General features: G+C 49.2%; 13 protein-coding genes. 3 read left to right on the top strand and 10 right to left on the bottom strand.

The window, feature by feature from the left end:
- Position 1: 1 nt before the first annotated feature.
- The 7 genes from BLP55_RS12555 to BLP55_RS12585 are packed head-to-tail and all read right to left on the bottom strand — an operon-like array spanning position 2 to position 7,370.
- Positions 2-1,072 (bottom strand): hypothetical protein, encoded by a 1,071-nt coding sequence (locus tag BLP55_RS12555; RefSeq protein ID WP_091144756.1) that lies wholly within the window; start codon positions 1,070-1,072, stop codon positions 2-4.
- A gap of 3 nt (positions 1,073-1,075) precedes the next feature.
- Complete coding sequence (locus tag BLP55_RS12560; RefSeq protein ID WP_091144759.1) at positions 1,076-2,386, bottom strand: lipopolysaccharide biosynthesis protein; 1,311 nt, start codon at positions 2,384-2,386, stop codon at positions 1,076-1,078.
- Positions 2,379-3,233 carry a dTDP-4-dehydrorhamnose reductase gene (gene rfbD / locus BLP55_RS12565; RefSeq protein ID WP_091144762.1) on the bottom strand — a complete coding sequence of 285 codons (855 nt, stop codon included), beginning with the start codon at positions 3,231-3,233 and terminating at the stop codon, positions 2,379-2,381. Before rfbD ends, BLP55_RS12560 begins: the two co-directional genes overlap by 8 nt.
- Positions 3,227-3,778: a dTDP-4-dehydrorhamnose 3,5-epimerase gene (rfbC, locus tag BLP55_RS12570; RefSeq protein ID WP_091144765.1), complete on the bottom strand. Its 552-nt coding sequence runs from the start codon at positions 3,776-3,778 to the stop codon at positions 3,227-3,229. Before rfbC ends, rfbD begins: the two co-directional genes overlap by 7 nt.
- A gap of 8 nt (positions 3,779-3,786) precedes the next feature.
- A complete protein-coding gene (rfbA, locus tag BLP55_RS12575; RefSeq protein ID WP_091144767.1) occupies positions 3,787-4,644 on the bottom strand; it encodes a glucose-1-phosphate thymidylyltransferase RfbA in 858 nt (285 codons plus the stop codon).
- A gap of 9 nt (positions 4,645-4,653) precedes the next feature.
- Entirely contained in the window at positions 4,654-5,667 is a 1,014-nt protein-coding gene (locus tag BLP55_RS12580) for a hypothetical protein (protein WP_091144769.1), read from the bottom strand.
- Between the two features lie 11 nt (positions 5,668-5,678).
- A complete protein-coding gene (locus BLP55_RS12585) occupies positions 5,679-7,370 on the bottom strand; it encodes a DUF6909 family protein (protein ID WP_091144771.1) in 1,692 nt (563 codons plus the stop codon).
- Positions 7,371-7,707: 337 nt separating this feature from the next.
- On the opposite strand from BLP55_RS12585, the gene BLP55_RS12590 reads away from it, so the two are divergent.
- Together BLP55_RS12590 and BLP55_RS12595 are read left to right on the top strand one after the other, a co-directional pair.
- Positions 7,708-11,061: a CotH kinase family protein gene (locus tag BLP55_RS12590; protein WP_091144774.1), complete on the top strand. Its 3,354-nt coding sequence runs from the start codon at positions 7,708-7,710 to the stop codon at positions 11,059-11,061.
- A 169-nt stretch (positions 11,062-11,230) separates the two neighbouring features.
- Entirely contained in the window at positions 11,231-16,633 is a 5,403-nt protein-coding gene (locus BLP55_RS12595) for a putative Ig domain-containing protein (protein ID WP_170826866.1), read from the top strand.
- Positions 16,634-16,665: 32 nt separating this feature from the next.
- Here BLP55_RS12595 and BLP55_RS12600 read toward each other — a convergent pair whose 3' ends face one another.
- The 3 genes from BLP55_RS12600 to BLP55_RS12610 are packed head-to-tail and all read right to left on the bottom strand — an operon-like array spanning position 16,666 to position 19,372.
- Positions 16,666-18,165, bottom strand: a complete 1,500-nt coding sequence (locus BLP55_RS12600; RefSeq protein WP_091144779.1) for a GH3 auxin-responsive promoter family protein — start codon at positions 18,163-18,165, stop codon at positions 16,666-16,668.
- Entirely contained in the window at positions 18,165-18,506 is a 342-nt protein-coding gene (locus tag BLP55_RS12605; protein WP_091144782.1) for an SdpI family protein, read from the bottom strand. Before BLP55_RS12605 ends, BLP55_RS12600 begins: the two co-directional genes overlap by 1 nt.
- Positions 18,503-19,372 carry a M23 family metallopeptidase gene (locus BLP55_RS12610; protein ID WP_091144786.1) on the bottom strand — a complete coding sequence of 290 codons (870 nt, stop codon included), beginning with the start codon at positions 19,370-19,372 and terminating at the stop codon, positions 18,503-18,505. The genes BLP55_RS12605 and BLP55_RS12610 overlap by 4 nt, the downstream gene beginning before the upstream one ends.
- A 194-nt stretch (positions 19,373-19,566) precedes the next feature.
- Between BLP55_RS12610 and BLP55_RS12615 the strand changes: the two genes are divergently transcribed.
- Positions 19,567-19,743 (top strand): Sec-independent protein translocase subunit TatA/TatB, encoded by a 177-nt coding sequence (locus BLP55_RS12615; protein WP_091144790.1) that lies wholly within the window; start codon positions 19,567-19,569, stop codon positions 19,741-19,743.
- Positions 19,744-19,840: the final 97 nt, after the last annotated feature.

Genomic DNA, 19,840 nt, shown 5'->3' on the forward strand with positions numbered 1-19,840 from the left:
ATTAAGAATTGTGCTGTGGTTTTTCTCGGATATGGTCATAATAGAAGACAAAATAAATCAATGGCAAGAAACCAATCTTGTGACGAACAGCTGTTCCCAAGTCGGGTTCAAAGACACCCTGAACGATGAAATATGCAAATAAAAACAATATACACCAAAGCTCCAACGCTTTGTTTTCCCTATCCCTTAAACACCTTAGATACCGAACAATCAATATGTAAAACATCAGTAATTGCCATAGTGTAAAGGCTACGATCTGTGGCGAAAGTATGTGTCTCGCGCCTTCGACGATCGGCAAATTGACCGACACGAATCCGTGCAGAATGCCCACCGCCTCGCCATACCAGACATCTGTTTTTACGGGTGAGACAATCATCGAGTTGACGTTTTTCCCTCGGCGATCGACATTAACGTGCTCTCGGGAGGTTTGGGATAGGAACTGGCCTTTGAGCACGCCGTGCGCCATCGACAGGAAAAATGAAATAAGGATCCCGTAGAAAAAAACCGCAAGCACCCTGTTTTTGAATTTGATAAACGAAACCAAATACATGCCTACGGCGATGATGGGAATCAAAATAAAATAAATCCTGAAAAACAGTCCGAACGCGACAAACAACACCATCGAGAACACGATCTTAAAATTTCTGTTCCAACGTGTCTGGTAAATAAATGGTGTAATTGCAAGAAATAAAAATGTGATGAACTCCTTGGACGGCATCGATACAAAAATCGCAAGCATGAAAAACGACAAGTAAATCAGGGCATTCTTGACCGTAAACTTATGGAAATTGGGCGGCAGGCCTAGCTTATATAACGTCAGCAACAGTATCGGATACTGGATCAATGCGACAAGCGCAAAATGCATGGTGCTCAAGCCTAACTTTTCATAAAAAGCGATGGTAAACGCATAGCTTCCTATCAATTCCTTTCCGTGGAGCGCTTTATCGGTAATGTATTTTGCGTCGTAAAAAAACCGATCAGGAAGCAGCGCAAATGCGCATACCGAGATAGCCAGATTCAAGGCGAAGAGCCCCCAAAACAAAAACTTATTTTTTTTGATTCTGACTTTCATCTTCTAGTGGAAAAATAATTTGACCCGATCAGATCGGTAAGCCTTTAACGTTATGACAATATTCCAGCTGATCATACTGATAATGTAGGCAACCGCCGCCCCTTGCATCCCATAAATGGGAATCAAATAACTGTTTAGCGTTAAATTCAATAGCACCGCCAAGACCAAAACCACTTGAAAGTACCCCTGTCTGTTGGTCATGTTTAAGTAAATAGGCGCAACGCCAAAAAGGGCCGTGATGCCTTGACCGAGTACAAGAATCTTCATTGTTTGGTCTGCAACCACATATTCTGGCCCAAACAGGCCTAAAATCTCACGCGAAAAAAACACCGTTACAAAAATAACCGGTATCACAAATGCGACAATCAGACGCGAACTGCTTTTTATGGTTCTTTGCAACAAATCTGTTTCCTGCGAAAAATGGTAGGCCGCTATTTTTGTAGAAACATTGATATTGATCATTTGTATAACCATATTGATGATGGTCATGAACTTTACGGCAACGCCATATTGGGCAACCATTTTGTCTCCGTAGTATTTTTTGAGCAATACGATATCCAGGGTTGTAAGCAAAAAAATAGCCATCGTACTTACCGCAATAGGGTATGATTTCCTGATAATTTCGCGGTAACCATAACCCAAATCCTCGTCATTTTGTATGTTTCGCGAAAAATAGCGGTGAATCATGATTGTCGAAATGACCGCAAGCGCGAGAAATCCCACCAAAAATGTGTCCACCAAAAACTCCAACCGCACAATATAGACCAACCATATCGCTCCGATCACCACAGATACGTACTTAAACGTGTTTCGGAAAAACTCTGCCACATAAACCTTGTCGAGTGCTCGGAAAACCTCGGTATTGAAGAACGTTACCGCATAAAAAAACAACACGACCATCGCTCGAAACACGACAGGATAAATGGAATCGTCGTTCAAAAATCGTTCGATCGGCAATTCGCCTATCGCGAGAAATATCGCCAATACCGCAACCGATATCAAAAGTTGGATTCGCAACATTTTGTAGTATATCCTTCGCAATTCGCCTAAATTTCGCGTCTTTTTGAGTACGCCTGAAAAATAAAGAATCGATTGATCGGTGCCCAAGATCACAAAACTCCCCATGACAAGTAAAAATGTACGGATGAAGTCATACTGGCCGACAATTTCAGCCGGGTAGTTGCGTGTCAGAAAAACTGTCAGGGCAAAAAGTACTACAATGCCAAAAACACGCAGCGCCATCGTTTTTACGCTTTGTAAGAACAACGGGCTGGTCACGGCACCGTAAAGATATTCCTTTCCCCTCTTAAGCATGTTTTTTTAAACTTTCTTGCCACGAACTAATGGCTAGGCCAAAAGTTCTCTTTATTTTCGATTTGTCCAAAACACTGTACTGCGGACGCTTGGCTTTTGTTGGATACTGGCTTGTCTTGATTGGTAAAATCGATACCGGGCTTTTATAGGCATCCACAATCGCGCGGGCAAACTCATACCAAGAACATTGGCCTTCATTCGAAAAATGATACGTCCCAAACCGGGTATCGGACGTCCAATGCATCGATTGTACAATCATTTCCAGAAGTGCTTCGGCCAGATCGAGTGCGTGCGTCGGTGAACCTATTTGATCGTCAACCACCGAAATAGCATCTCGTTCACCAGCCAGGCGCAGTATTGTCTGTTTAAAATTATGGCCAAAATCCGAGTAAACCCATGACGTTCGTATGATGAAATAGCGTGTCATTGTTTCGCGAATTGCATCCTCTCCTTCGAGTTTCGTTTGGCCGTATACTCCGCTGGGATGTGTAGGACACGATTCTTGATAGGGTATTTCAGCGTTTCCGTCAAATACAAAATCGGTAGACAAATGTACCAACGTAACATCAAAATCACGGCAAACAACAGCCAGGTTACGAACCCCTGTACTGTTGACCAGATGTGCCTTGCCTGGTTCAGATTCGGCATCGTCAACACGGGTAAACGCTGCGGTGTTGATGCAATAGGCCGGACGATAATGCGAAAAAACAGACTCCGTTTGCGCTTTGTTGGTGATGTCGAGCATTTGTGCATCGCAAAAAACAAAAGTGAGTCCAGGGTACCCGAAGGCTTGGTGCTGTAGCGCGCGCCCCAATTGTCCTGCCGCGCCAGTCACCAAAACTACCATACTTTTATAGATTTTTCGAATGTTGGTAAGTTCTTGTCCTTTTCAGATATCAACGGTAACGACGATTCGGCGCGCCAATCAACGGCAATTGTTGGATCATCGTAAATGATACCGGCCTCATAAGCCGGATTATAAAAATTGTCACTGTTGTAAAAAACCGTCGTATCGTTACTAAGTACCTGAAACCCATGTGCAAAACCGCGCGGAATGAACAATTGCCGATTGTTTTCGGCAGAGAGTTCGACTGAAAAATACTGCCCATACGTTTCAGATTCAGGTCTGATGTCTACCGCCACATCCAATATGCTTCCCGAAAGAACACGAATTAGCTTGGCTTGTGCGTGTTCACCCGTTTGATAATGCAATCCCCTTAAAACACCCATTTTGGATTGGGATTGATTTTGTTGAACGAAATGCACACCCGAGCCAACGTTGGCCACGAACTCTTTTTCGTTAAAAGCTTCCATAAAGTAGCCCCTATCGTCCCTAATGATTTTTGGTTCTATAAGGTAACAACCCGGCAACTTGGTCGGAATAATGGTCATGGTATCGGTTAAATGAGATCCAACAAATAGGTTCCGTAACCGCTCTTGAGCAACGGTTGCGCGAGTTCATGCATTTGCGATGCCGAAATATAGCCCATTTGGAATGCCGCTTCTTCTATGGCTCCTATCTTGAGGCCTTGACGTTCTTCTATTACCTGGACAAAATGAGAGGCCTGCATGAGCGAAGCAAAAGTACCTGTGTCAAGCCAGGCGGTACCCCTGTCTAGAATACCCACCTGAAGCTTTCCTTTTTCAAGATACGCCTTGTTGACATCCGTAATCTCTAACTCTCCCCGGTGGCTGGGACTAATGCTTGCTGCTATTTCGACGACGTCATTGTCATAAAAGTAAATACCCGGAACAGCATAATTCGATTTTGGGATAGTTGGTTTTTCTTCGATCGAAAGTACTGTGCCGTTTGCATCGAAATCGACTACGCCGTAACGTTGTGGATCTTGGACATGGTACGCAAATATAACACCTCCGTCGGGATCGTTGTTTTTTCTGAGCAAATCCGACAGCCCGCTTCCATAAAAGATATTATCTCCCAATATGAGCGCCACCTTGTCTTTTCCGATAAACTCGCGGCCAATCAAAAAAGCCTCGGCCAAACCATTGGGTTGGTCCTGCACGGCATATTCAAATCGACAGCCCAGTCTGGTCCCGTCGCCCAACAATTGTCTAAACAGTGGCAAGTCATGCGCTGTAGAAATGATCAGTATTTCACGAATCCCCGAATACATCAAAGTAGACAGCGGATAGTAAATCATGGGTTTGTCGTAAATTGGCATCAACTGTTTGCTTACTGCCAACGTTAACGGGTGCAAACGGGTACCCGATCCCCCTGCGAGAATTATCCCTTTCATAAGCTCGGTTTAAGGTTTCGCTGCTTGATGTTTTGCCTTTTGGCTGCTGTAAAATGATCTAAACCACATGACCATTCCAAACAATCCCAACAAAAATACAGGTAAAATCAGTTTCATTTTGTTATTGATTCCCTTGCTCTCCCGAATGTTGGTTACCTGACTTTTTTTCTTGATGATTTGATCAAAATTGATTAAATCTATCCGCTGTCTTCCTATTTCAGCCAACAAATTGTTTTTTGTCGCAATGATATCGTTCAGTTGCGAGTTTTCGTTGTAATAAACCAACTTGTCGCTTTTTTGATTACCCGACGATTGGGTGTCAAAATCATTAAGGATTGTATTGATTTGTCCAATCATCTCGTCATTTTTCGCCATTTTATCCTGAACGTTCTTGACGTACTCCAAACGCACCCTTTCATAATGGGGATTCGCGTTTAAGAACTTAAGCAATGGTTCCACCACGTCTTTGTCTTGAATTTTTGCCGATGTGGTAATACGCAGCACGTGTTCTGGATAATTTCGGCTGGTAACATCTTCCTGGATGACTTTATTGATGTCGCCACTCTCCGAAAGCAGTTTCACCAGTTCAAAATTCTGGCTGTTGCGGTAAGTTTCGCGTTCCGACGATGTCTTGTTCACCAGGTTATAGATGTCTACAATAGGCTTGATTTCTATCTTCCGGATTACCTTGGGGCGCTTGATCCCAATCGAGGCCAAAAAAACCGTATCGCGATCTGCAATCCTAGAATTAATCAATTCGATATTCGTATACAGGTAATCCGTCGTTCCAAAATTGGGCGCGACAATGATTTCATTCTCATAAATTTTCGTCCGCCCATCAATAAAAATCCCTGCTCCCACTCCAATAATAATCAAAAGGACAATTACTATCGCGTACTTGATCAAAAATTGGATTCCATTAAAAATCCATGCCAAAAAACTGTCGTAGGCGCGACCGATTCGCCTGACAACTTCGGCCAAATCGATTTCATTATCAACGTCGGATTTTGTCGTGTTGCTCATTTAAACTTGATTTATAGGTTAAAAATTTGTTCCAATATCTTGATCGTAATCAAATACGTCGGCTTGACGCCTGTGGTTCCCAAACCGCCCGAGGCCAGCGTACTGCCCGTTTCGAGCGGGTTGTCTGATGCGTAATAGGCATAGCGCACCTTGACGTCTGGGTTGATGCTTTTGCGGATTTTCGAAGCCGACTGCACCGCTTTTTGATAATACGCACCTTCCATCTCGAGTCCGATCACGCCCCAGGTCGAATCGTGGAAAAACTTGAGCAAGTCCTTGTTTTGCAACGAGGTCCCGAGCACGGTTACCATAGGGCCCGCATACACCGGAATGTCGTTGCCTTCGAACATCTCGGCCGTGAGTTCGTTTTCGAACGGATAGTTGTCGCCTGTGCCTTCGTTGATGTGCGCCGACGGAATCATGATGTCGCCCTTGCCGCCTTCCAAAATGCCTGCCTTGCCCATGATCGACACCGAAACCACATTCAAAAACGTGCGTTTGTCCGGTGATTCCTTGAACGGCTTGAGCAATTCGTCGATGGTTTCGTAGGCCTGTTCGCCAAACGCATAGTCCATGACGATGATCACCGGTTGGTTGCCCGCCTCGATCTTCGCGCCCGGGAACGCCGATTTGTTCCAATCGATCTTGGCCGTATCAAAAATCTGCACGTCGATGTTCGTGCCCGAAGCATCGGGAAGCGAAATCATACCGTGTTGCTTGGCAAAATCCTCGACCTTGTTGCGCAAATCATGCGCACCCGATTTGCTGAGTTCTTCAAAAAGCGCAAAATCGGATTTGTCCTTGAACTTGGCTTTGTGTACGTGCGTGGCGAACAACGAGTTCATCACGCTGTGCATGTTGGCGCTGATGATGTGGATCGGACGGTTGATCAAATCGTTTTCCTTCAAGACCTGCTTGATGTTCGTGGCCCAAATCTCGCCGTGGATGTGGTGCCCAAGGCGTTCGCGCAAAATAGGGCTGAACGTCACGGTGCGTTTCGGGCCGCCCATCGCCTCTTCGAGCGCGAGCTTTCCGAGCCAATAAATCACGTGCAGGAAACGATCCGGTTTTTCGGCCGTCCCGAACGAATCGTAAATGTCGGTCACTTCGGCAAACGTGCGTCCCAAAATGTTGGCCGTATGCGACAAAGTCTTTTCGCGTTCGACCAGGTTGAGTTTCTTGCCTGCGAGCACTGCCTGTTCGAGCTTGCTCCAATCGCGCGTGACTTCTCCCGTTTCGTCGATCAGCACATTGTGTTTGATTTTGTGCGATTCGATGAAGATAAAGGTCAAGTGCGTTAGGATGTCGTAAATGTCCGAACGGCCGCGTGTGATCTCGACGTTCATTTGTTCGTCGTCGATGCGGTAGCAGTTGCGTTTTCTTTTGGGTGGGACGATGGCCGTAAAGTGCGACTTCGAATAGCCTTCGTCCGAGGTCAGGTTGATGAAACGACATTCCTCGATGCCAATCGGCAAACGTTCGATGACATACAACAGCCCGTTGAGTTCTATTTTTTCTTCGGCGATTGTGCCGTAAATCTCGGGGCGCAATGACAACAACGCTTCCCTTAAGGTGTCACCGGATACGCCCATCGGCTTGTAAAAACCGCGGTTGAACAAATGGCGCATCGTGATGTATAACTTTTCGACCGCGCTCGACGATTCCTGCGCGCGCGAACGAACGATGTTCTTGATTTCTTTCATTAGTTTGTTTGTTTTTGTGATCGGCACCCGCCGACCCACCCCTTCGCTTGAGGTTTTTATTTGACTTTTCTTTCTAACCTGCAAATGTAGTTTTTATTTTGTTATCCGCTAGATTTTATGCGGATTTCCCAACAAAAAGCCAACTTCTGCACCATGGTTTTTGATTTTCTGAGGGCTTACCTGCTGATTTATCACCGATTCCAAAAAATGAGAAGATTTTTACGCAAATCATGTCGTTTACAGATTAATTTGGTTTTGTGTCGACAAAAAACAGGGTATCAACCGCTTATTGATAACTTCGCCTGTTAATTAATCATCATCTATTTATTAACTTGTTATGAAGAGAATTACTTTTTACCTCACCGCCTTTTTGTTGTTTGGGTTTGCCGTCGAGGCAACCGCGCAATCGGTGGTGATCAATGAAATTTTGACCTCGAACACCTCGGTCAACACCGACGAAGACGGTGAATACCAGGATTGGGTCGAATTGTACAACAGCGGTGCAAGCGCCGTAAACCTTGACGGATACGGGCTCACCGACGACGCCTCTGTCCCGTTCAAATGGGTCTTCCCGGCCGTCACCATGCAGCCCGGAAGCTTCCTGCTCATCTATTGTTCCGACAAAAACCGTACGGTGGTCGGGCAACCGCTGCACACCAACTGGAAAATATCGTCGGGGGGCGAAGTCATTACGCTCACCAACGCCGCCTCGGTTACCGAGAGCAGCTATCCCGCGACCGTGATCCCGCAAAACATGTCGTCGGGACATTCGCCGGACGGCACCGGACCGTTGTTGTTCTTTCCTGAACCAACGCCGGGCGCGTCGAACAACACCGCTGGTTATTCTGAAATTCTCCCTGAACCTACCTTTTCTCAAGAAGGTGGATTCCATGCCGCCGGTTTCGATTTGACGCTTTCGACCACGGTGGCCGACGCGGTCATCTACTATACGCTCGACGGATCGGAGCCAAGCGAAGACAATTTGGGCGGCACAACCTACCAATACAAAAATGTGTACGCCGAACATCCGGGCGATGTTTCGGGGCCTTTGCTCACGCAATCGTACCAATCGATGGTGTATTCGGGACCGATTGCCATTGTCGACCGTTCGCCGTTGCCAAACAAGATCGCCAACATCTCGACTACATACGACAACGATCCTACCTACATTCCGACCGAACCGTTGTTCAAGGGAACCGTGGTGCGCGCCAAGATCGTCAAGCCGGGTGCTTTGGCCAGCCCGATCGCAACCAAGACCTATTTCATCACCGCCGCGGGCAGCGCCGAATTTGCGCTTCCGGTGATCTCGATCAGCCTCAACGAAGACCGTTTCTTTGACTACGAAGACGGAATCCAGGTGGCGGGCATCGATTTCGACACCTGGCGTGCCGAAAACCCGACCGAAGAACCGCTGTGGGAAACCGTGGGTAACTTTTACCGCCGCGGATCGGCCAACGAAAAAATCGGGAACTTCACTTACTTTGTGAACGGCGCCGAAGTACTCAACCAAGACGTAGGCATCCGCTCGCGCGGTGGCAACAGCTGTGCGTTCCCGCAAAAGGCGATGAACATTTACGCCCGTGCCGAACTCGGTGAGGCCAAACTCGATTACAAATTCTTCAACGATCTCGAAGACGACAGCTTTGCACGCATCATGCTGCGCAACGGCGGCGGTGACTTTTACGGTACGATGTTCCGCGACGAGCTCAACCAAACCATCGTAGATGGCTTGAACTGTGAAATCGAATCCTACCAGCCGGCCGTGGTGTTCCTCAATGGTGAATACTGGGGTATCTTGAACATCCGCGAGAAATACGACAACAACTATTTCGAGCGCGTGATCGGCAACGATGATATCGACTTTCTGGAAGACGAAGGTATTTGGGAAGCGAATATCGAAGAAGGCGACAACCTCGACTTCATCGACATGAACAACTACATCAACAACAATTCGTTGGTGCCCGATGCAAACTACGCCTACATCCAAACGCGTATGGACATCAACAGTTTCATGGACTACCAAATCTCGAACATCTTTTTGGACAACGCCGACTGGCCGGGGACCAACCAGCACTATTGGAGAACCAGAAACCCTTACAACCCAAGCGCGCCTTATGGAAACGATGGGCGTTGGCGTTGGGCGTTCCATGACCTCGACGACACGCTGGGTGTAGGATCGGGGGCGATCGAGTACAACAGCTTGGCCGCAGCCACCGCCACCGACGGTCCGGAATGGCCTAACCCAGCCTGGTCTACGTTGTACTTGAGAAAGTTTCTCGAGAACCCTGCGTTCCAGCAAAATTTCATCAACCGTTTCGCCGATTTGATGAACACCAATTTCTTATCGACGCGTATGATGGGCTTCTTGACCGCCTACGAAACGCAACTCGAACCAGAAATCCAAGGGCACATCGACCGTTGGGATACACTGTTGCCGGGCGACTACGAATGGCTCATCGACTGGGAATCGGACTTCTTGAACCAGCGCCCTGCGTTGCAAAGAGACCACATTCGCGCCAAGTTTGCGATTGCCTCGAACATCGACGCGACGTTGGATGTATCGGATGCAGCGCACGGTTACATCCACCTCAACACCATCGACATCAAGGACGGCACGCCGGGCATCACCGGAAATCCATATCCTTGGACGGGTGTCTATTTCTCGAACATCCCGGTCACTTTGACCGCCGTTGCCAACGACGGGTTCGCCTTCAGCCACTGGGAAGGCGCTTCGACCAGTACCGAGGCCACGATCACGATCGACGCGGCTGCGAGTTTTTCGGTCACCGCTATTTTCGAACCGACCGCCATCGCCACTTCCGAACCGATTTATTTTTGGATGATGGACTCGAACATCCCGAACGACACGCCTTTGCTTTCGCTCAACAGTACGTTTGAATTGGAAGGCATCGATGCCTCGATTGCTTACCAGTCGTGTTTGGTGGGTTATCCGTTTGACAGCACACACCCGAACTGGAGAACGGCTTCGATGGAGCGCCGCAACCGCCCGACTTCGATCAACTACATCCCAGAGGCCAACAACGATGTGCCGTATGCCGATGGCATCATGCGCGGCATCCAAATCACCGAGCCTTTGCACAACAACGGACTCGAGAATACAATGGTTTTCAACATCTCGTCTGTAGGTTACGCCGACATCAAGTTTGCGTTTGCTGCGATGAACGAACTGACCAACGCCACCGGTATCGCGGTAGATTATGCGATCAACGCAGGCGAACCGGTTTGGATCACCACCGATTTGGCCGCCACCACGCTTACCTTGGGTGCCGCCTACCAGTTGTTCGAAGTAGATTTCGCATCGATTGCCGCCGCCGACAACAACGCCAACCTCAAGATCCGTTTGCGTTTTGTGGGCTCGGGCGATATGACCGTGGCCAATGGCAACCGCATCACGTTCAACAACATTTCAGTGCACGGTACGCAGACCACCATGGGCGTCAAGGAAAATCCGCTGGCGCAAGTGGCGGTGTACCCGAACCCGTTTAGCGATATGCTGTACATCAAGGGCATCGACAACGCCGATTACGAGATTTTCAGCATCGACGGCAAACTGGTACAGCAAGGCAAGACCAGCGCGCAACTCAATTTGGGTAACCTGCGCAACGGCATGTATTTGCTCAGGTTGTCGGCCAACGGCGCTTCGCAAACCAAGAAAATCATCAAAAAATAACCGGGTATTTTTACACGAAATGAAAAAGAGGTGGACTAAAATTCACCTCTTTTTTTGCTTTTTATCGACTCTTAAAAAAGGTCGTTGGTCGTTTATCTGTGTTTTGTGTCGACAAAAACGAATCGGTGTTTTGTCAATATCCTATCTTACAACACATAAGCTGTTTTGTATGAAAAAAATTACTTTTTTATTATTCTTGTTATGGGGTCTTTCGTTGTCGGCCCAAAACATCGTGATCAACGAAATCATCACCTCCAATTCGAGCGTCAACCAGGATGAAGACGGGTCGTACCAAGATTGGGTCGAGCTCTACAATAACGGACCGGCTGCCGTTAACCTTGATGGTTATGGCCTTTCCGACGATCCGCTAACGCCCTTCAAATGGGTATTTCCGGCCGTGACGGTCAATCCGGGAGAATTCCTGTTGGTCTTTTGTTCAGACAAAAACCGCGTTGTCGTAGGCCAGCCGTTGCACACCAACTGGAAAATATCTTCGGACGGCGAAACCATCACGCTCACGATACCCGGCGGTGCCATTGCCGACCAGGTTCCACCGGCGGTGATCGCCCAAAACACATCTTGGGGGCGCTTGCCCGACGGGACGGGCGCTTTCGAAAACATGATCACGCCGACGCCCGGTTTGGCTAACCAAGGTGGTACCTCGAATCCGGTATTGGATGCGCCGACATTTTCGCATGTTGCCGGATTTTATCCTGCCGATTTCACGCTGACCTTGTCGGCCGAACCCGGTGCAACAATACTTTATACCCTCGACGGTTCGGAACCCGACGAGAACAATTTGGGCGGCACGACCTATCAGTACAAAACGATTTACCCTGAAAATCCGGGCGATCCGTTCGGACCTTTCTTTACGAACACGTATCAGACTTTGACTTATAGCGCTCCGATTGTGATTTCGGATCGAACGTCGCAACCCAACAAACTTACCGGCATTTCGTCGACCTACGATGCCAACCCCGATTACTTTCCGGGGTACAATGTGTTCAAGGGAACCGTTGTTCGTGTCAAAGCCATCATGCCTGGTTCGGACCCGAGCCCGGTGGTGACGCGCAATTATTTTGTATCGCCGCAAGGTACCGGCCGTTATTCAATTCCTGTGATTTCTTTGAGCATCAACGAGGACAAATTGTTCGACTACGAGAACGGGATTTACGTGGCGGGCAAACTGTTCGACGACTACCGTATCGACAACCCGACCGATGTGCCCGATTATCCCATCGGAAACTATACCCAAAAAGGATCGGGTTTTGAGCGCCGCGCCAATTTCAGTTATTTTGTAAACGGGCAGCAGGTGCTCAACCAAGACATCGGCATTCGCGTGCAAGGGAACTATTCGCGCATCTACCCGAACAAATCGCTCAATTTTTATTCGCGTCAGGAGTTCGGCGCAGACAAGATGAACTACAAGTTTTTCGACGACCGCGACGATTTGGGCTACACCCGCGTAGTGGCCAAGAACGGCGGTAGTGATTACTTCAATTCGTTCATCAAAGATGCTTTGTGTGCCGAATTGCTCGAGAACATAAACACCGTATCCGAAGCGTCTCAACCTGCAGTGACGTTCATCAACGGCGAATACTGGGGCATGCTGACCATTCGTGAGAAATACGACGACAAATTCTTCAAGCGCAAATTCGACATTCCTGAAAACGAAATCGAATTGCTCGAGAACGACGGCTACCAAGTCGAGGAAGGCGACAACCCGCACTATCTGGCGATGGCCGATTACATCGCCAACAACTCTTTGGTTCCGGAAGCGAACTACAGTTACCTCAAGACCCAGATGGACACCGAGAGTTTCACCGACTACTTCATCACGAACATCTACCTCAACAACACCGATTGGCCGGGCAACAACATTGTGTTCTGGCGCAGAAATACCGCGTACACCCCTGGTGCCCCATACGGAAACGATGGGCGTTGGCGTTGGGCCGCGCACGACATGACGGCCACGTTTTCGAACCCGAACCACAACAACCTGGCTGTGGCCACCGAACCGGGTGGTACCGATTGGCCTAACCCAGACTGGTCTACGTTGCAATTGCGCAAGTTGCTCGAGAACGACACTTTCAAGCACGATTTCATCACGCGTTTCGCCGATTTGATGAACACGACGTTTCTGCCGTCGCGCGTGGTGGCGATGGTCGATGAGATGAAAGCCGAGATCGAAGCCGAAATGCCCGAGCAAATGCCGCGTTGGAAAGGGCCGGAGGATTTGGGCGACTGGAACTACTTTTTGAACCAGGAACGCAATTTTGCCAACAACCGCCCCGCGCCACAGCGCGATCAGATCCGCGCCAAATTCGGAATCGCCGGCAACATCAACGCAACGGTCGATGTATCGGATGTAGCGCATGGTTTTGTCAAGGTCAACACGATCGACATCAAACAGGGTACCGATGGTATCCTGGCCGCCAATCCGTATCCGTGGACCGGCATTTATTTCTCGGATATTCCCGTAAAGCTAAAAGCCGAGGCGCTGCCGGGCTATATGTTCAGCCATTGGACAGGCGATTCGAACAGTACCGATGCCGAAATAACGATTACCTCTGCCGTCGATTTTTCGGTGACGGCCGTATTCATCCCTTCTGGGTTTTCGATCGAAGAAAGCGAACCGATCTATTTCTGGTGGATGAGCGGTGCCATCCCGAACGACACACCATTGCTCGCGCTCAATTCTTCCTACGAAATCACCGCCGACGCGAGCATCGACTTCCAGTCGGCATTTGGAGAAGGCTATCCTTTTATAAACGGACATCCGAACTGGAGAAAAGCATCGATGGAACGCCGCAACAAACCTACACCAATCAACTACCGTCCCGACGCGAACAACGACGCGCCTTATGTGGCCGGCGATATGAAAGGCCTGCAGATTACGCAACCTTTCCAAGACAACGGCCTGGAAAATACCATGGTTTTCAACCTTTCGACCGCCGGATACAAAGACATCAAACTCTCTTTCGCGGCCATGGACGAAAATGCGGCCGAAGCCATCAGCGTCGATTATTCGGTGAGCGCCGGCGAACCAATCTGGATCACAACTGGGCTTTCCGACACATCGTTACCGCTTGCCACCAATACGTTCCAATTGTATGAAATTGATTTCAGTGCGATTTCGACAACTGTCGACAATGCAAATTTTAAGGTGCGTTTGCGCTTTACCGGGCCAAACATGACGGCCGCTGCGGGCAATCGGGTAACGTTCAACAACATCGCCTTAGACGGCGTTCGTTTGCCGTTGATTTATCCGTCTCCAAATGTGTACACCGTGGGCATGCCTATTGCCGACCTTGTTCCGCAAGTAGCCGCCAATGTAACCGCTTACAGCATCACGGGTCTGCCTGCCGGTTTGTCTTTCGATACGGTTACCGGTATCATTTCGGGCACGCCAACCGACGTCACGCCATTGGCAACCTACACCGTTACCGCGACCAATCCGGGCGGAAGTGTTTCCTTTGGTATCTTGATTACGGTGAACGCCGTCGCGCCGTCGGATTTAAGCTACAACTCGCCGAACGTATATACCGTCGGAACTATGATTGCAGATTTGATACCAACCGTTACGGGAACCGTCGATTCGTATTCGATTGCGCCGGCCTTGCCTGACGGGCTTTCACTCGACGTATCAACCGGAATCATTTCGGGTACGCCAACCGTCGTCACACCATTGACAACCTACCTTGTCACGGCGACCAATACCGGTGGAAATACATCATTCCCGGTCATCATTACCGTAAACGACGTAGCGCCTGTTGATTTGAGTTATCCTAATCCGAACGTATTTACCGTAGGAACCGCCATTGCTAACCTGACACCAACCGTTACAGGAACTGTAGATGGTTATTCGATCACACCTGCGCTTCCCGATGGGCTTTCGCTTGATGCGACAACCGGTATCATTTCGGGTACACCAAACGCTGTTTCAGCCGCCACCGCCTACACGGTAACAGCGGCCAACACTGGTGGTACGGTTGCGTTTGAGGTCGTAATCACGGTCAATGCCATCGCGCCGATGGATTTGAGTTATCCTAATCCGAACGTATTTACCGTAGGAACCGCCATCGCTAACCTGACACCAACCGTCACGGGAACTGTAGATGGTTATTCGATCACGCCTGCGCTTCCCGATGGACTTTCGCTTGACGTATCAACCGGCATCATTTCGGGTACACCAAACGCGACCTCGCCGAACACCACCTACCTTATCACGGCTTCGAACACGGGTGGCAGTACCGCTTTTGCGTTGTTCATTACCATCAATGCCATTGCGCCAACGGAATTGAGTTACGTTTCGCCCAATGTATACACGGTAGGTACCGCCATTGCCGATTTGACACCTGCAGTGGTTGGTGAAGTCGATTCGTATACGGTATGGCCAACATTGCCCGACGGACTTTCGCTCGACGCGACTACGGGCATCATTTCGGGGACGCCTTCGGCCGTGACACCGCTCACGACCTACCTTGTGACCGCGACCAACACCGGCGGAAACACCTCGTTCCCGGTCATCATTACCATCAATGCGGTGGCTCCTTTGGATCTGGTATATGATTCGCCGAACGTTTATACCGTAGGAACCACAATCGCCAACTTGGCGCCATCGGTAACCGGCGACGTCGAATCGTATGCCGTATCGCCTTCCTTGCCTGCCGGGCTTTCGCTTGATGTAAACACGGGTGTGATTTCGGGTACACCAACCGTCGTCACGCCATTGGCAGCCTACACCGTTACCGCGACCAATACGGGCGGAAATACCTCTTTCCCGGTAATCATCTCCGTCAACGACGTGGCACCGACCGGTTTGTCCTATGACACGCCAACCGTAGTCACAGTAAACACACCGCTTACTTTGGTTCCTGCCGCAAACGGAAACATTTCGGGCTATACGTTGAACGGAACTTTACCTGTCGGGGTTGTGTTTGATTCGTCTACGGGCATCATCTCTGGAACCCCTACCGTCGTTATGCCTGAGACGACCTATACTGTAACGGCGAGTAATTCGGGCGGAAGTATCAGTTTTGTACTCACCATAGCGGTAATCGATGTCGCGCCGGCGGCCTTGAGCTATCCGTCGCCTAACCTGTTCAATGTGGGGGAAGTCATTGCGTCGTTAATGCCTACAGTCAACGGAAATGTCGTGGGTTACAGCGTATGGCCTGCGTTGCCTGACGGCCTTTCACTCGACGCGACCACGGGTATCATCTCGGGTACGCCAACAACCGTAACACCAGAAACGATATACACGGTAACGGCAACCAATTCAGGTGGTTCGGTAACTTTTGATGTGGTAATCACCGTCGATGAAGAACTGTCTGCCGTTGGACATAGGATAGACCATTTTGTCGTGTATCCGAATCCGTTCTACGACCGTATCTACGTAAAAGGCATAAACGGCAAAGTTGATTTTTCGTTGTTCTCGGCCGATGGAAAACTGATCCGTCAAGGGCAAACGAACCAGTCGGAGCTAATGCTGCCTGATTTACCCAACGGAATCTATTTGTTGCGTTTGTCTGCAGATGGTGTCCAAACGGTCAAAATCGTCAAACAATAAGAAAGGGGCTTCGGCCTCTTTTTTTGTAACGATCACACGCGCTTCAACCCATCGGCTATGGTGCGGTCGTTCGAAAGCCTTGGGATTTTGTTTTGCCCGCCGAGTTTTCCGATCGATTTCATGTAGTCGTGGAATCCGCCGTTGCCGACAGGTGTAACCACCAGTGGCCGCAATACATTACCCGAAATCAGGTCGTCGTAATACATGTTTTGGCGCCGCATGGCCTGGTCTATTTTGAGCGCAAAAGTGGCCAAATCGGTTGGCGCTTTCTCGAACTCGATCAGCCATTCATGGTAAGGCAAACCCTCGGCAGGCGTGATTTGCGGCGCAACGGTAAACTCGTTGACGCGTACGGGTGTTCCTTGCATGGCCTCTTGCAGCGCGGCCTCGACTTCCTTTCCGATGACATGTTCGCCAAAGGCCGAAATGAAGTGCTTGATGCGCCCCGAGACGATCACGCGGTACGGGCTGGTCGAAGTAAACTGCACGGTATCGCCTATGTTGTAGCCCCAAAGCCCTGCGTTGGTCGAGATGATCATGGCATAATTGACGCCCGTTTCGACTTCGCCTATGGTGTAACGTCTTGGTCCCGAACCGTCGGGATCGGTAAAAAACTCGTCAGCTTTGATGAACTCATAAAAAATCCCCGAGTTCAACAGCAACAACATGCCTTTTTCGTTTTGCGAATCCTGGTAGGCAAAAAAACCTTCGGAGGCCGGAAACAGCTCGATGCTGTCTACCTTGCGACCGATGAGGTGCTCGAACTTGGCGCGGTACGGTTCGTAATTGACACCGCCGTAAATAAAAAGGTTGAAATTCTTGAAAATCTCGCCCACGGGTTTGCCTGTCTTTTGCTGTAATTTCTCGAAATACATTTGCACCCACGACGGAATGCCAGAAATGACGGCCATGTTTTCGTTGATCGTTTCATCGACTATGGCATTGACCTTGGTTTCCCAATCTTCGATGCAGTTCGTACGCCAGGACGGCATACGGTTCCGCTGCAGATACTTGGGCACATAATGTGCGACGATGCCCGACAAACGACCGAGCCCGATACCGTTCTTTTCTTCCAATTCGGGGCTTCCTTGCAAAAAAATCATCTTGCCGTCCACAAATTCGGATTTGCCGGTTTGGTAGATGTAATGCAGGATCGCGTCGCGCGCAGCTTGCACATGAAAAGGCATCGAATCCTTGGAAAGCGGAATGTATTTGGCGCCCGAGGTCGTGCCTGAAGTCTTGGCGAAATACAGCGGCTTCCCTGGCCACAGGATGTTGTCGTGTCCGGCCAGGACTTCGGCTACATACGGCTTTAGGTCTTCGTAATCGCGCACGGGTACATTGGCGGCAAAATCCTGGTGCGAGCGGATGCGGTCAAAATGATGGTCGATCCCAAAACGCGTGCTCTTGGCTTTTCTGATCAAATCGCGCAACACCTTTTGCTGCGTCTCGACAGGACGCGTCGCCCATTTTTGCGTACGGACATGGATGCGTTTGGCGAATATTTTGGCGGCGATGGATTTGAGCGACATTATTTTGGGAATTTTTTCTTGAGTGCAAACTCTGTACGTACAATCATGTAGGCCGAAAACAACAAGAGGAGTGAAAGACCTAAAGTCAATTGTGTCTTGTGCGACAATTCTAACCGCGTCATTATAACACCACAAATAATCAACAACGCAGCGGCCTCAAACATCCGGTTAGTCGAATAGCGCTGGGCAAAATCCCAATGCTGCTGAGACCGTCCCGAAGCTGCTGTACGGTAACCATACAGCGAATTGATGTTGCGCGGCGGAAACATTTTTTGCACAACCGCAGCCAACAAAAAAATGACGCCCGTAACCAACGGTATATTTTGCAAATGGTCTGTCATTCGAATTCGATGAATTGTTCCGGATCGATCGGATAGCCGTCTTTCCAAAGTTCAAAATGCAGGTGAACCCCAGTGGATTCTTGTCCCGTCGAACCTGCAAGCGCGATGACTTCGCCGGTCTTGACCACATCGCCTTGCGCGGCATTGAGCGTGGCGGCGTGTTTGTAGACCGACAGGAAGCCGTTGTTGTGGCGCAGGATGATCACGTTGCCGCTCGATGGCGTCCAATCGGCAAAAATCACCGTGCCGCTTTGCACCGACTTGATGGGTGTATTCTTGGCCACGGCAACATCTACCGAATAGTGTTTGTTGCGCGGGCTGAACTTTTCGGTCACCATGCCCTTGAGCGGCGGGAACAAAACCAGATCGACTTTGGGATGTGCTTTTTCGAACAGGTTGTATTTGTCTTCCTTGGCCACCTCGGCGCGCAGTCGCAAATCGGTTTCGGACGGTTGCAAATCCTCGGCGGAGACGGGTTCGATCTTGGTGGCCAGGATCGAATCTTTGTTGAGTGCGGCATGATCGAGATCGCCCGTAAGCACGCGTTTGATCGAATGCAGATAGGCCTCATTTTTTTGTACGGCCTTGGCCAGCGAGTCGGATTTTAGCGCGAGTTCGGTGGCTTCTTTTTTGAGTTTACTCGACGCATAACCCGGAATGTATTCGCGCAGCGGCGTAAAAGCGATGATGTAGGTGGTTGCCGTGATGATCAAGATCGCGCCCACCGTGGCCACCACAAACACGTTCATGAGCGTGAGCCGAAGCGAAAAAACCTCCTCGAAAGTCTCCTCGTTCAAAATAACCAACCGGTTTTTGGTGAAGAGCTTTTTGGCGATTTTTTTTCGTTTGAGTCTTTTGGCTGTCATGTCGGGCTACATTCCGAGGGTAATGGTAAGGTGTGTTGCAAATATAGCAATTAAGCGCGATGCGTGGCCGCAACACATCGTCAACATTTTAACGCATCAAAATCACAAATATTTGCCAAGACACGCCAACGGAAAATGTTTTTTCTTGTTATCTTTGCCCCTATATTCATTCGCTTAGGCGCAAATAATTTAACATGGGCAAGATAGGCTTAACAGAAATACTGATTATCGTAGCGGTGATTTTGCTGCTTTTTGGCGGTAAGAAAATCCCTGAACTGATGAAAGGCCTTGGCAGCGGCATCAAGGAATTCAAGAACGCGGCCAAAGACGATCAACCCGCAGCCAAAAAAGAAGACGATACCAAAGCATAATTCGGCTTATCCGAATTGAAGATCCCGGTTTCCTGTGCGGAAGACGGGATTTTTTTTACCTTTTTACCGCAAAGTACGCTAAGCTTTTCGCAAAGTT

The sequence above is a fragment of the Flavobacterium caeni genome, from assembly GCF_900101895.1.
Classification (GTDB): Bacteria; Bacteroidota; Bacteroidia; order Flavobacteriales; family Flavobacteriaceae; genus Flavobacterium; species Flavobacterium caeni.

Coding starts and splice junctions, on each gene's coding strand:
- BLP55_RS12555 (WP_091144756.1), bottom strand. CDS start 1,072: ATGAAAGTCAGAATCAAAAAAAATAAGTTTTTGTTTTGGGGGCTCTTC.
- BLP55_RS12560 (WP_091144759.1), bottom strand. CDS start 2,386: ATGCTTAAGAGGGGAAAGGAATATCTTTACGGTGCCGTGACCAGCCCG.
- rfbD (WP_091144762.1), bottom strand. CDS start 3,233: ATGGTAGTTTTGGTGACTGGCGCGGCAGGACAATTGGGGCGCGCGCTA.
- rfbC (WP_091144765.1), bottom strand. CDS start 3,778: ATGACCATTATTCCGACCAAGTTGCCGGGTTGTTACCTTATAGAACCA.
- rfbA (WP_091144767.1), bottom strand. CDS start 4,644: ATGAAAGGGATAATTCTCGCAGGGGGATCGGGTACCCGTTTGCACCCG.
- BLP55_RS12580 (WP_091144769.1), bottom strand. CDS start 5,667: ATGAGCAACACGACAAAATCCGACGTTGATAATGAAATCGATTTGGCC.
- BLP55_RS12585 (WP_091144771.1), bottom strand. CDS start 7,370: ATGAAAGAAATCAAGAACATCGTTCGTTCGCGCGCGCAGGAATCGTCG.
- BLP55_RS12590 (WP_091144774.1), top strand. CDS start 7,708: ATGAAGAGAATTACTTTTTACCTCACCGCCTTTTTGTTGTTTGGGTTT.
- BLP55_RS12595 (WP_170826866.1), top strand. CDS start 11,231: ATGAAAAAAATTACTTTTTTATTATTCTTGTTATGGGGTCTTTCGTTG.
- BLP55_RS12600 (WP_091144779.1), bottom strand. CDS start 18,165: ATGTCGCTCAAATCCATCGCCGCCAAAATATTCGCCAAACGCATCCAT.
- BLP55_RS12605 (WP_091144782.1), bottom strand. CDS start 18,506: ATGACAGACCATTTGCAAAATATACCGTTGGTTACGGGCGTCATTTTT.
- BLP55_RS12610 (WP_091144786.1), bottom strand. CDS start 19,372: ATGACAGCCAAAAGACTCAAACGAAAAAAAATCGCCAAAAAGCTCTTC.
- BLP55_RS12615 (WP_091144790.1), top strand. CDS start 19,567: ATGGGCAAGATAGGCTTAACAGAAATACTGATTATCGTAGCGGTGATT.